The organism is Burkholderia sp. AW33-5, assembly GCF_053427615.1.
Genome location: NZ_JBSAXA010000007.1, coordinates 45147 through 57958 on the forward strand (window position 1 = coordinate 45147; position 12812 = coordinate 57958).

Sequence of the window (12812 nt, forward strand, 5' to 3'; positions counted from 1 at the left end):
CGACGAGCGGCGCGAGCCGGAAAGTGCGTAGGATCGTCAATCGGGCGCGAAAACGCAAGCCGACCGTATTGCGTGGTGCCGGTTCCGGCGGATTTTGACAAACAGTGCAAACCCGCCGTCCGGCCGATGGATGCCGGGCAGCGTCGGCCGAAGCGGCGAGGGCGGCAGGTTCGCGTGCGCGGTTGCGTGCGCACGCGGATCGATGCCGGCGACGTCTATCGGGCGGCGCGTGCCGAGCGCAGGCGCACCGCGCGCATGCGTCGGACGCCGGCCTGCGCGTCGCGCTTACGCGCCGGACTTGCCGGTCGCGCCCGCGTCGTCGCCGGGTGTCGGACTGGCCGGGCAGGGCACCGCGGGTGCAGCGGCCGTTGCCTTGCCGGATGCGGTCGTCGAGGTGGTCGACGCAGCCGCGGCGCCGCGCCGCGCGGCCATCGCGCGCACGCCGGACGCGGCCTGCGATGCGATCACGTCGAGCGCGCGCCGGTGGCCCGCGACGAGCGCGTCGTAGCCGTCGGCGACCGGCTCCGCGACGCTCGTGCGACACGTCATCACGGCCTGCGTGCCGAGCGCGCGCACGCTCCACACCGCATCGATCGCCGCGCGTTTGCCGGGCCACGACTCGAAGCGCTGCACGTTCACGCTGATCCGATAGACGGGCACGCCGGCCGGATACGCGGAATTCGCGACGTCGATCGTGCCGAGCTGCGCGGCGAGGTCGTCGGACAACGCGCGGCGGATTTCGTCGGCGGGCGGCGCGGCCCAGCGCTCCTGCTCGAGCACGTCGACCTGCGCGGCGTTCTTCTGCACGACGAGCTGGTTCTTCGCGACTTGCTCGGGCACGCCGACGGACGGCACCTCGATCAGGAACGACGGGTTGGCGGGCGCGGTGCGCACGGGCGCGGCGGCGTCGGCCGGGCTCAGCGTATAGAACCGCGCGGGCGGCGAGCTGCACGCGGCGAGCGCGAGCGCGGCGAAGACTGCCGCCGCGCCGCTCGCGAGGATGTTCACGCGTGTCGTCGTCATTATTGATCTCCTGGCTTGCCCTTGAGCAGCGATTCGGGATGGCGCTCCAGATAGTCGGCGAGCGCGTTCAGCGATTGCAGCGTGCGCGTGAGTTCCTTCAGCGCGCCGCGCACGTCGGACTGCAGCGGCGAATCCTGCTGCAGCGTCGCCTCGGCGGTCGAGAAGGTCTGCTTCGCGGCCGACAGCGTGTCGCGCGCTTCCGGCGCGACCTGCGTGTCGAGCTGCTTGAACAGCTTGTCGGCGTTCGACAGCGCGCTGTTCAGGTTTGCGCCGATCTGGTCGAACGGCACCTTGTCGAGCTTCTTCGCGATGTCGGCGACCTGCAGCTGCAGTTCGTCGAGCGTGTTCGGCACGGTCGGCAGCTCGAGCGGCTGGCGTGCCGCGTCGATCTTCACGACCGGCGCCTTCGGGAAGAAGTCGAGCGCGACGTACAGCTGGCTCGTCAGCAGGTTGCCGGTGCGCAGCTGGCCGCGCAGCCCGTGCCTGACGAGGCGCTCGACGATCTCGCGGCGGCCGGCTTCGCCCTTGCTCTCGATCGTTTCGCGGAAGCGCGGGCCGAGCCGCTCTGGATACACGTTCATCGTCACCGGCATGAGGAAGTTCTTGGTCTTCGGATCGAAGTCGATGCCGATGTTCGTCACTTCGCCGAGCACGATGCCGCGGAAGTCGACCGGCGCGCCGACCGCGAGCCCGCGCAGCGACTGGTTGAAGTTCATCACGACCTGCAGCGGCTGGCCGTCCGGATCGCGCATCGCGTCCGTCTCGTCCGAGCCGAGGCGGAAGGTCGTGTTGTTCGGCGCCGTCGCGCCGCTGTCCTGGTTCGGCGGCGTCTGGAACGCGATGCCGCCGAGGATCACCGTCGCGAGCGACTGCGTGTTCAGCTTCAGGCCGCTCGAATCGAGCCGCAGATCGACGCCGCTCGCCTGCCACCAGCGCGAGTTCACGCCGACGTACTGGTCGTACGGCGCATTGACGAACACGTTGAACGTGACGCCCGTGCCGTCCTTGTCGAGCGAGAAGCCGACCACCTGGCCGACCGGCACGCGGCGGTAGTAGACGGGCGAGCCGATGTCGACCGAGCCGAGCGAATCGCCGCGCAGCACGTACTGCGTGCCCTTCTGGTCGCCGGTCACGGCCGGCGGCGTCTCGAGGCCGGTGAAGTCGGTCTGCGTGTCCTGCCCGTGGCCGGCATCGACGCCGATGTACGCGCCCGACAGCAGCGTGCCGAGGCCCGACACGCCGGTCGCGCCGACGCGCGGACGCACGATCCAGAAGCGCGAGCCCTTGACCGCGAAGTCCTCGGCCTCCTTCTTCAACTGCACCTGGACGAGCACGCGCGACAGGTCCTTCGACAGCTTGATCGTCTTGACCATGCCGATCTCGACGTCCTTGTACTTGACCTGCGTCTTGCCCGGCTCGAGCCCTTCCGCGCTGTGGAAGCTGATCGAGACTTCCGGGCCGCGCTCGCGCACGGACTTGATCACGAGGCCGATACCGATCAGCGCGGCGATCAGCGGCACGAGCCAGACGAGCGACGGCAGCCAGCCGCTTTTCGTCGAGATCGCCGGATCGGGCGGCCGGGACGCGTCTTGCTGCGGGCCTTGCGGACTATTCATGGTGTTTCCCTGAGGTTTCGACTGGATCCCAGATCAGGCGGGGATCGAACTGCATCGACGCGAGCATCGTCAGGATCACGACCGAGCCGAACGCGAGCGCGCCGGGTCCGGCCGTGATGACGGCGAGCGAACGGAAATGGACGAGCGCGACGGTGAGCGTCACGACGAAGATGTCGAGCATCGACCAGCGGCCGATCCGCTCGACGATCCGGTACAGGCGCGTGCGCTGCAGCGGCCGCCATACGGTGCGCCGCTGCGCGGTGCCGACGAGGAGCGTCAGTACGCCGAGCTTGAGCATCGGCACGAGGATGCTGGCGACGAACACGACGACCGCGAGCGGCCAGTCGCCGGACGTCCAGAAATAGATGACGCCGCTCATGATCGTGTCCTCCTGCGAGCCGACGATCGACGACGTGCGCATGATCGGCAGCAGGTTCGCCGGAATATAGAGGATCGCGGCCGCGATCAGCAGCGCCCACGTGCGCATGATGCTGTTCGGCGTGCGGAAGTGAAGCGTGCTGCCGCAGCGCGCGCAATGCGCGTGCGGACGGTCGATCGTCTGCACGAGCCCGCATGCGTGGCAGCTGGCGTAGCCCTCGCGAGCGGCGGTCGGCATCGTCATTGGCGGGGCGCTTGCGGCGGCGAAGTGGTGCCGTCGGGCGAGGCGGGCGAGCGCCCGGCGCGCAGGTCGTCGGCGATGTCCCACAGCGTGCGTGGATCGAACATCAGCACGACGGCGGTCATCAGCGTGAGCGCGCCGAACGCGAACAGCGCGGCGTCGGGCACGACGCGCGCGAGGCTCACCATCTTGACGATCGTCACGACGATCCCGAGCATGAACACCTCGATCATCCCCCACGGCCGCACGAGCTGGATCGTGCGCAGCACGAAGTTGAGGCCCGGCGGCACGACGCCACGCCGGATCGGCAGCAGCACGTAAAGCAGCGCGGCCATCTCGACGAGCGGGAACAGCACGGTCGAGCAGAACACCATCACGCCGACGGCCTCCATGCCCTGATGCCACAGCGCGTCGATCGCGCCGATCAGCGTCGTCTGCACGCGGGTGCCGTTGAGGTCCATTTCGAGGATCGGGAACGCCTGCGCGATGACGAACGTGACGAGCGCCGCGACCGCAAGCGCGCTGATGCGCTCGATCTGCGTGGTGCTGTTGCGATAGAGCAGCGCGTCGCAGCGCGGGCAGCGCGCGATTTCGCGACCGCTCAGGCGCGGTTTATGCAACAGTGCGTCGCATTCGTGGCAGGCAATCAGGTCGTGTCGTTGCATGGAAAAGGCGGTGGTGCGACGGGCGGGGGAACGCGTCGACGGGGCCGGAACCCGCGCCAATCTTACCAAAACGGCTTTTTCGGCGTGTCAACGTCCGGTTGCCGGGTGACCGGGCGGTAACATGGCGCAAACCTGACAGCGGGCTGGCGCGCCTGTCCTCGGAGTCCGCGCGTGACAAAAGGTTGCGGTAGCATGGCGGCCTTGACAAGCGTCGGACGAATTTACCGGCGCAGCCGTTCGCTCAACTGAGGAATCCATGATGGCATCGAAATCGCCGCCGGCCGCGCCGGCACGCTACGCGCACACCGCGATCGCGCTGCACTGGCTGATCGCGCTGCTGATCGTCTGCGGCTTCGCACTCGGCTGGGTGATGACCGACATCCCCGGCTTCACGCCGACGAAGCTCAAGTACTTCTCGTGGCACAAGTGGATCGGCGTGACGGTGTTCGCGCTGGCCGTCGTGCGCGTGCTGTGGCGCGCGACCCACGTGCCGCCGCCGCTGCCGGGCGGCACGCCGGCGTGGCAGCGTGCGGTGTCGCACGGCGTGCACATGCTGCTGTACGCGCTGATGATCGTGATTCCGGTGACGGGCTACCTGTACAGCTCCGCGTCGAACATCCCGGTCGTCTATCTCGGCATCGTGCCGCTGCCGCGCCTGATCGATCCCGATCCTGCGCTGAAGGAAACCTTCAAGACGCTGCACGTGTCTTTGAATTACATTCTGCTTGCGCTCGTCGCCATGCACGTGCTCGCGGCGTTCAAGCACCAGTTGTTGGACCGCGACGGCCTGCTGTCGCGGATGCTTCCCTCCGCCAAATGAAGGATCCCATGAAAGTGTCTTTCTCCCGCTCCATGCTGACCGCGTTCGCCGCGGTGTCACTTGTCGCGTCGGCCGCGGCGCACGCCGACGTCGATCTCGCGAAGAGCAAGGTGTCAGCCGTGTCGAAGCAGATGAACGTGCCGACCGAAGGCGCATTCAAGAAGTTCTCCGCGCAGGTGAAGTTCGACCCGGCCAAGGCCGCGCAGGGCAGCGCGCAAATGACGATCGACATCGCGAGCTTCGACCTCGGCGACAAGATGTACAACGACCAGGTCGCGGGCAAGGACTGGTTCGACGCGAAGGCGTATCCGCAGGCGACCTTCGCGTCGTCGGCGATCGCGCCGGCGGGCGGCAACAAGTACAACGTGACCGGCAAGCTGACGATCAAGGGCAAGTCCGAGACCATCACGGTGCCCGTCACGGTCACGCAGAGCGGCGCGACGCAGACCTTCGACGGCGTGCTGCCGATCAAGCGTTCGGCGTTCAACGTCGGCACCGGCGAGTGGAAGGACACGTCGATCGTCGCCGATGAAGTGCAGATCAAGTTCCATCTCGTCGCCACGAAGTAAGCGGCGGACTGTCGCATCACCCCGAATGCCGCGCGAGGGCGCGGCGCTGTTCCAAGGAGAAATCGTTTGAAAAAGCATCTGATCATCGCCGCGGGCGCGCTGGCCGCTTCGCTGTCGTTCTCGGCATTCGCCGACAGCGCGACGTACCAGTTCGACCCGAGCCATACGTACCCGAGCTTCGAGGCCGACCACTTCGGCGGCCTGTCGGTCTGGCGCGGTAAGTTTGACAAGTCGAGCGGCACCGTGACGCTCGACCGCGCGGCGAAGACCGGTACGGTCGACGTGACGACCGACATCGCGTCGATCCACACGGGCAGCGCGAAGCTCGACGAGCACCTGCAGACGGCCGAGTTCTTCGACGTCTCCAAGTTCCCGCAGGCGAACTACAAGGGCGCCATCAAGTTCGACGGCGACAAGCCGGTGTCGGTGGTCGGTAACCTGACGCTGCACGGCGTCACGAAGCCGGTCACGCTGAAGATCGATTCGTTCAAGTGCATGCCGCATCCGATGCTCAAGCGCGAAGTGTGCGGCGTCGACGCGGTCGGCGAATTCAGCCGCGACGATTTCGGCCTCGACTACGGCAAGCAGTACGGCTTCAAGATGAAGACGAAGCTGCTGATCACGGCCGAAGCCGTCAAGCAGCAGTAACGCGCCCGACCGGGCCGGCCGCCGCGTCACGCCGCCGGCCCGTCGCGAGCCAGCCGCCGCGCTCCCGTTTTCAGGGGGCGCGGCGGTTTTTTTTGCGCGCCTATAATCGTCGGCGCAGCTCGCGGCGCGAGAACCGGCGCGCCGGATACAACGTACAACGACAAGGAGATCGCCGATGCACGCCGTCACGCAGTCCAGCTCCATTGCCTCGTCGCCGCGCGTGTGGCGCGCGGTGGTCGCCGCGTCGATCGGCAACGCGCTCGAATGGTTCGACCTCGTCGTCTACGGCTTCTTCGCGGTGACGATCTCGAAGCTGTTCTTCCCGGCCGGCAACGACACCGTGTCGCTGCTGCTCACGCTCGGCACGTTCGGCGTGTCGTTCTTCATGCGCCCGCTCGGCGCGATCGTGCTCGGCGCATACGCCGACCGCGCGGGCCGCAAGGCTGCGCTCACGCTGTCGATCCTGTTGATGATGGCCGGCACGCTGGTGATCGCGGTGCTGCCGACCTACCAGACGATCGGCGTTGCCGCGCCGCTGATCCTCGTCGCCGCGCGGCTGATGCAGGGTTTCTCGGCCGGCGGCGAATTCGGCAGCGCGACCGCGTTCCTGGCCGAGCATGTGCCGGGCCGGCGCGGCTTCTTCGCAAGCTGGCAGGTCGCGAGCCAGGGGCTCACGACGCTGCTCGCCGCCGGCTTCGGCACCGTGCTGAACGCACAGCTCACGGCCGACCAGATGGCCGCGTGGGGCTGGCGCATCCCGTTCTTCTTCGGGCTGCTGCTCGGGCCCGTCGCGTACTACATCCGCTCGAAGGTCGACGAGACGCCCGAATTCCTCGCCGCCGAAAGCACCGCGAGCCCGCTGCGCGACACGTTCGCGTCGCACAAGGCACGGCTCGTCGCCGCGATGGGCGTGGTGGTGCTCGGCACCGTCGCGACCTATCTCGTGCTGTTCATGCCGACCTACGGCGTGAAGCAGCTCGGCCTTGCGCCGTCGGCCGCGTTCGCCGCGATCCTCGTCGTCGGCGTGATCCAGATGGCGTTCGCGCCGCTCGTCGGCCACTGGTCGGATCGGTACGGACGCGTGCGCGTGATGCTCGCGCCGGCCGTCGGCATCCTCGTGCTGATCTATCCGGCGTTCGCATACCTGGTCGCGCATCCGGGCTTCGGCACGCTGATCGCGCTGCAGGTGCTGCTCGCGTTCCTGATGACCGGTTACTTCGCGGCGCTGCCGGGGCTGCTGTCCGAAGTGTTTCCGGTGCAGACGCGTACGACCGGGATGTCGCTTGCATATAACGTCGCGGTGACGATCTTCGGCGGCTTCGGGCCGTTCATCATCGCGTGGCTGATCCGCGCGACCGGGATGAAGACCGCGCCGAGCTTCTACCTGATGTTCGCGGCCGTGTTGAGCCTCGCGGCGCTGGTCGTGCTGCGCCGGCGGTTCGGCTTCCGGTGACGCGGGGCGCGCGGCGGCGCGTCAGTCGCTGACGCGCTCGCATACCGGCTGCGCCGGCATCAGTTGCGCGGGCGCGGCGACGGTCCGCACCGGCCGGCCGGCGAGCGCGTCAAGCGCCTGCCGGAACTGCCAGTCGGCATCCGTGCCGAATTCCCGCTGCGGCAGCGCCGCGCTCTTCGACGTATCGATTTTTTCGCGCACGCGTGCTTCGCGCAGTGTTTGCCGTGCCTTGCGTACCTGCGCGAACGGATCGGGCGCCAGCCGGTCCGCATACGGCGCGCGGGCGAGATCGACTTCGCGGTACCAGAGCAGCACGCCGTCGACGTCCGAGTCGCGGCGCGGCGGCACGAGCCAGTCCGGCACGACGCCATAGCCGTCCATCGGGCAGCCGTTCGGCCGCAGGTTGCGCGCGAACGTGAAATTGATGCGCGTGCCGTCGATCAGGTCGACGCCGGTCTGCGCGAGCCCCTTTCCGTAGGTCGGCATCCCGAGCAGCCGCGCGCGGCCGAGATCCTTCAGTGCCGCCGCGGTCGCTTCGGCGGCCGACGCGCTCTGTCCGTCGACGAGCACGACGAGCGGCACGGTGCGCCACCAGTCGTCCGCCTGCAGCGGCGCGAGCGGATCCTGGCCGTGCATGACCGGCAGTTCGTAGTCGGGCCAGTTGGTCGTGAAGCGGCGGCGCTTCGTGCCGTCGCGCTCGAGCGTCGTCATCGCAGTGCGGTCGCGCCCGGCGAACAGCGCGGTGATGCCGATCGCCGCATTCAATGCGCCGCCGCCGTTGATGCGCAGGTCGAGGATCACGCCTTTCACCGGCGGCCCCCCGCGGCGCGCGGCCTGCACCGCGTCGATATAGTTGCCGACCGCCGGCTCCGGGAAGCTCGACAGCCGCGTGTACAGGATGTCGCCGGCGAGCCGCCTTGCGGTCGCCGGGTGCGGCCGGACGATCGCGCGGACCGGCGCGAAGGTCAGCGTCGCAGGGTTCGGACCACGCCGGACCGTGAGCTTCAGCGGCACGCCGGCGTCGCCCTTCGCGAGTTTCACGACCTCGCTGCTGTCGATGCCGACGACGCTCCGGTCGTTCATCGCGACGACGAGATCGTCGGGCCGCACACCGGCCTGTTCGGCTGGCGCGTCCGGGATCACGTCGATGATGTGCAGCCCGTCGGGCCGCGTCTCGAACACGATGCCGATTCCCGGCGTGCCGTCGCGTGCGCGGCGCTCGTCGTCGCGCCGTTCCTGCTCTTCCTTTGCGTTGAAGAAGCGCGCGTACGGCAGCGTCTTGATGCCGTCGTGCACGGTGGCGTCGAGCAACGCGCCGATGTCGACGTCGGTCAGGTGCTGCTTCTTCAGCACTTCGACCGCGGCCTTCAGTTCGCAGAGCTGCGGTTCCCAGTCGGGCGGGCAGGGTGACGGTTGTGACGCCGCCGCAGCAGCAGCAGCGTGCGGGGCGGACGCGGATTGCGCGCGGGCGGCCGATGCGCATGCAACGAACACAGCCGCGGCGGCGGCACCGGTGCTCCAGGCGACGATGCGATGAACGACACGCGAGGCAGGCATCATGAGGGACCGCGGCTTCGACGGGTGGCGGGGCGGGATGGTGAAGCGATTGTAGCCGACGGTCCGTGCGGCCGCGCCGGAGGAAGCGGACGCGGCTCGCGCATGAAAAAAGGCCGGTCCAACAGGACCGGCCTTCGGGTATCCGCCGAAACGACGCGGCGCTTAAACCTGCGCGCCCGCGTTCGGATCGTCCGGATCGTGCGCCGTCTTCTTTTCCTTGATCAGGTCTTCGCGCTTGATGCCGAGCCACATCGCGAGCGAGCCCGCGACGAACACCGACGAGTAGATGCCGAACATGATGCCGACCGTCAGCGCGAGCGCGAAGTAGTGCAGCGTCGGGCCGCCGAAGAAGAACATCGACAACACCATCATTTCCGTCGACGTGTGCGTGATGATCGTCCGCGACATCGTGGTCGTGATCGCGTGGTTGATCACCTCCGACACGCTCATCTTGCGTTCGCGGCGGAACGTTTCGCGGATCCGGTCGAAGATGACGACCGACTCGTTGACCGAGTAGCCGAGCACCGCGAGGATCGCCGCGAGCACCGCCAGCGAGAACTCCCACTGGAAGAACGCGAAGAAGCCGAGAATGATCACGACGTCGTGCAGGTTCGCGATGATGCCGGCGACCGCGTACTTCCATTCGAAGCGGATCGACAGGTAGATCACGATGCCGATCACCACGCACGCGAGCGCGAGGAGACCGTCGGTCGCGAGCTCGCGGCCGACCTGCGGGCCGACGAACTCGACGCGCTGCAGCGTCACGTCGGGGCTCTGCGCCTTCAGCGCGGTCATCACCTGGTCGCTCTGCTGCGCGGACGTGAGGCCTTCCTTCAACTGCAGGCGGATCAGCACGTTGCGCGACGTGCCGAAGTTCTGCACCTGCGCGTCGGCGTAGCCGAGCTTGCCGAGCGTGTCGCGCACGGGTTCGAGCTGCGCGGCCTGCTGGTACTGCACCTCGATCACCGTGCCGCCGGTGAATTCGACGGACAGGTGCAGCCCGCGGTGGAACAGGAAGAACACGGCGGCGAGGAACGTGACCAGCGAGATCACGTTGAACACCAGCGCGTGCCGCATGAACGGAATGTCTTTACGGATGCGGAAAAATTCCATGGCTTCGTCTCCGGGGCCTTATTGGGTCGAGCCCGGTTTCTTCGGCGACACGCCTTGCTGCGCGCGGTTGCGCAACTGCGGCTTGCCGGCACGCGGTGCGTTGCCCTTCGCGGGTGCGGCGAGCTTCGCGGCGCGCGCGGTGTCGGTCGATTCGTCGGCCGCGGCGAACGAGGCGCCGGCCGTGGCGCCTTCCGGCTTCCACACCTGGCCGATCGCGAGCGACTTCAGCTTCTTGCGGCCGCCGTACCAGAGGTTGACGATCCCGCGCGAGAAGAACACCGCGGAGAACATCGACGTCAGGATGCCGAGGCAGTGCACGATCGCGAACGCGCGAACCGGGCCCGAGCCGAAGGCGAGCAGCGCGAGGCCGGCGATCAGCGTCGTGACGTTCGAGTCGAGAATCGTCGCCCATGCGTGCGCGTAGCCGGCCTGGATCGCGGTCTGCGGCGGCTGGCCGGCGCGCAGTTCTTCACGCACGCGCTCGTTGATCAGCACGTTCGAGTCGATCGCCATGCCGAGCGCGAGCGCGATTGCCGCGATACCCGGCAGCGTCAGCGTCGCCTGCATCAGCGACAGCACCGCGACGAGCAGCAGCAGGTTCACCGACAGGCCGATCACCGAGATCACGCCGAACAGCATGTAGTACGCGATCATGAACACGGCGATCGCGCAGAAGCCCCAGATCACCGAGTGGACGCCCATCTTGATGTTGTCCGCGCCGAGGCTCGGGCCGATCGTGCGTTCCTCGATGATGTCCATCGGTGCGGCGAGCGAACCGGCGCGCAGCAGCAGCGCGAGATCGGCCGCGGCCTGCGGCGTCGGCTGGCCCGTGATCTGGAAGCGGTCGCCGAGTTCGGACTGGATCGTTGCGACCGTCAGCACCTCGCCCTTGCCCTTCTCGAACAGCACCATCGCCATCGGCTTGCCGATGTTCTCGCGCGACACCGCGCGCACCGAGCGGCCGCCCGCCGAGTCGAGGCGGATGTTGACCGACGGACGCTGGTGTTCGTCGAAGCCGGCCGACGCATCGATGATGCGGTCGCCGGTGAAGATCACGTCCTTCTTCAGCAGCACGGGCGCCTGGTTGCCCTGCGTGAACAGCTCCTCGCCCGGCGGCACGGGGTCGTTCGGGTTCGGGTGCGTGTTGATCGGATCGGCGAGGCGCGCCTCGAGCGTCGCGGTGCGGCCGATGATGTCCTTCGCCTTCGCGGTGTCCTGCACGCCCGGCAGTTCGACGACGATGCGGTCGCTGCCTTGCTGCTGCAGGATCGGCTCGGACACGCCGAGTTCGTTCACGCGGTTGTGGAGCGTCGTCAGGTTCTGCTTGAGCGCGGCGTCCTCGACGGCTTTCTGCACGGCCGGCGTGAACGTGCCGACGACTTGCGTGCCGCCGCCGCCGGGCTGGGTCGCCCATTGCAGTTCGGTGACCGACGCGGCGAGCACCTTGCGGGCGTCTTCCGCCGTCTGCGCGTCGCTGAAGTTGACGACGACGGACTGGTCGACGCGGCTCACGCCGCCGTCGCGGATGTTCTTGTCGCGCAGCAGCGTGCGCGCGTCGGACGCGTCGGAGTCGAGCTTCTTCGTGAGCGCGCCCGTCATGTCGACCTGGAGCAGGAAGTGGACACCGCCGCGCAGGTCGAGGCCGAGATACATCGGCAGTGCGTGCAGCGCGGTCAGCCAGCGCGGCGACGCGCTTTGCAGGTTCAGTGCGACGACGTACTGCGGATCGTTCGGATCGGCGTTCAGCGACTTCTGCAGCAGGTCCTTGACGCGCAGCTGCGTATCGGTGTCCTTCAGGCGCACGCGGATGTTCGCGTTGGACGCCGTGTTCTCGAAGGTGACGTCGTCCGGCGTGATCTGCGCGGAGGCGAGCGCGGATTCGACCTGGGTCAGCGTGGTCGAGTCGAGCTTGACCGTGGCCTTGCCGCTCGACACCTGCACCGCCGGCGCTTCGCCGAAGAAGTTGGGCAATGTGTACAGAAGGCCGATGGCGAGCGCCACGACCATCACGACATATTTCCAGAGTGGATAACGATTCATGAGGGGGCCGAACGGGTGGTTGGCGTGAAAGCGTCGCGTCCGGCGCCGCGGCGGCCCGCTCTCTCAGGCGGGCACGACGCGGGGAGCCGGACGCTCGGTAAAAGCCTTACAGCGACTTGATCGTGCCCTTCGGCAGAATGGTCGTGACGGCAGCCTTCTGCACGGTGATTTCGGTGCCTTCGGCGATTTCGACGCCGATGTAGCCTTCGGTGACCTTCGTCACCTTGCCGACGAGGCCGCCGCTCGTGACGACTTCGTCGCCCTTCGCCATGGCCGCGAGCATGTTGCGGTGTTCCTTCTGGCGCTTCATCTGCGGACGGATCATGATGAAGTACAGCACCGCGAACATCAGGATGAGCGGCAGGAAGCTCATCAGGCTCGATTCGGCGCCACCGGCGCCTTGCGCGAAGGCATTGGAAATGAACGGCACGTTGGTCTCTCCGTAGGGGAAGATCGAAAATTAAGCCGGTTATTCTACCACCGGCCCCATGTGCAAACGGCGCAGCAAATGCGCTTTCGGATCAAGCTGTTAAAGCATGAAACGGCACCGTTGCGGCTCGTTTGGAAAGGCGATTGTAATATTCGGCGGCCACGACCGGCCGTCGGGACGCGATATTTAGTACATGTCTTATGTGACGTGGCGCGGTGCGGGCAGCGGTGCGGGCAGCGGTGCGCAGCCACGCGGGCCG

12 protein-coding genes are annotated in these 12812 nt (G+C 67.6%); 4 read left to right on the top strand and 8 right to left on the bottom strand.

Annotated features, from left to right (window positions below; all coding sequences use genetic code 11):
* Positions 1 to 285 precede the first annotated feature (285 nt).
* The 4 genes from ACV22V_RS14270 to ACV22V_RS14285 are packed head-to-tail and all read right to left on the bottom strand — an operon-like array spanning position 286 to position 3923.
* A complete protein-coding gene (locus ACV22V_RS14270; RefSeq protein ID WP_448014280.1) occupies positions 286 to 1023 on the bottom strand; it encodes a PqiC family protein in 738 nt (245 codons plus the stop codon).
* Complete coding sequence (locus ACV22V_RS14275) at positions 1023 to 2639, bottom strand: PqiB family protein (protein ID WP_059535365.1); 1617 nt, start codon at positions 2637 to 2639, stop codon at positions 1023 to 1025. Before ACV22V_RS14275 ends, ACV22V_RS14270 begins: the two co-directional genes overlap by 1 nt.
* The gene (locus tag ACV22V_RS14280; RefSeq protein ID WP_059535367.1) at positions 2632 to 3261 is read right to left on the bottom strand and encodes a paraquat-inducible protein A; all 630 of its coding nucleotides are present in this window, start codon (positions 3259 to 3261) and stop codon (positions 2632 to 2634) included. Before ACV22V_RS14280 ends, ACV22V_RS14275 begins: the two co-directional genes overlap by 8 nt.
* Positions 3258 to 3923: a paraquat-inducible protein A gene (locus ACV22V_RS14285; protein ID WP_448014281.1), complete on the bottom strand. Its 666-nt coding sequence runs from the start codon at positions 3921 to 3923 to the stop codon at positions 3258 to 3260. The genes ACV22V_RS14280 and ACV22V_RS14285 overlap by 4 nt, the downstream gene beginning before the upstream one ends.
* Before the next feature lie 259 nt (positions 3924 to 4182).
* Between ACV22V_RS14285 and ACV22V_RS14290 the strand changes: the two genes are divergently transcribed.
* From ACV22V_RS14290 to ACV22V_RS14305, 4 genes are all read left to right on the top strand, one after another.
* Positions 4183 to 4743 (top strand): cytochrome b, encoded by a 561-nt coding sequence (locus ACV22V_RS14290; RefSeq protein ID WP_059535370.1) that lies wholly within the window; start codon positions 4183 to 4185, stop codon positions 4741 to 4743.
* 8 nt (positions 4744 to 4751) lie between these two features.
* Positions 4752 to 5312, top strand: coding sequence for a YceI family protein (locus ACV22V_RS14295; RefSeq protein WP_059820514.1), 561 nt, complete (start codon positions 4752 to 4754; stop codon positions 5310 to 5312).
* Positions 5313 to 5378: 66 nt separating this feature from the next.
* A complete protein-coding gene (locus ACV22V_RS14300; RefSeq protein ID WP_059535372.1) occupies positions 5379 to 5960 on the top strand; it encodes a YceI family protein in 582 nt (193 codons plus the stop codon).
* Between the two features lie 175 nt (positions 5961 to 6135).
* The gene (locus tag ACV22V_RS14305) at positions 6136 to 7413 is read left to right on the top strand and encodes an MFS transporter (protein WP_448014282.1); all 1278 of its coding nucleotides are present in this window, start codon (positions 6136 to 6138) and stop codon (positions 7411 to 7413) included.
* A 21-nt stretch (positions 7414 to 7434) separates the two neighbouring features.
* Here ACV22V_RS14305 and ACV22V_RS14310 read toward each other — a convergent pair whose 3' ends face one another.
* From ACV22V_RS14310 to yajC, 4 genes are all read right to left on the bottom strand, one after another.
* Positions 7435 to 8973, bottom strand: coding sequence for a S41 family peptidase (locus tag ACV22V_RS14310; protein ID WP_448014283.1), 1539 nt, complete (start codon positions 8971 to 8973; stop codon positions 7435 to 7437).
* Positions 8974 to 9132: 159 nt separating this feature from the next.
* A complete protein-coding gene (gene secF / locus ACV22V_RS14315; protein WP_059465429.1) occupies positions 9133 to 10083 on the bottom strand; it encodes a protein translocase subunit SecF in 951 nt (316 codons plus the stop codon).
* Between the two features lie 18 nt (positions 10084 to 10101).
* Positions 10102 to 12123, bottom strand: coding sequence for a protein translocase subunit SecD (gene secD / locus ACV22V_RS14320; RefSeq protein WP_059535377.1), 2022 nt, complete (start codon positions 12121 to 12123; stop codon positions 10102 to 10104).
* A gap of 106 nt (positions 12124 to 12229) precedes the next feature.
* Positions 12230 to 12553, bottom strand: a complete 324-nt coding sequence (yajC, locus tag ACV22V_RS14325; RefSeq protein WP_006476868.1) for a preprotein translocase subunit YajC — start codon at positions 12551 to 12553, stop codon at positions 12230 to 12232.
* Positions 12554 to 12812: the final 259 nt, after the last annotated feature.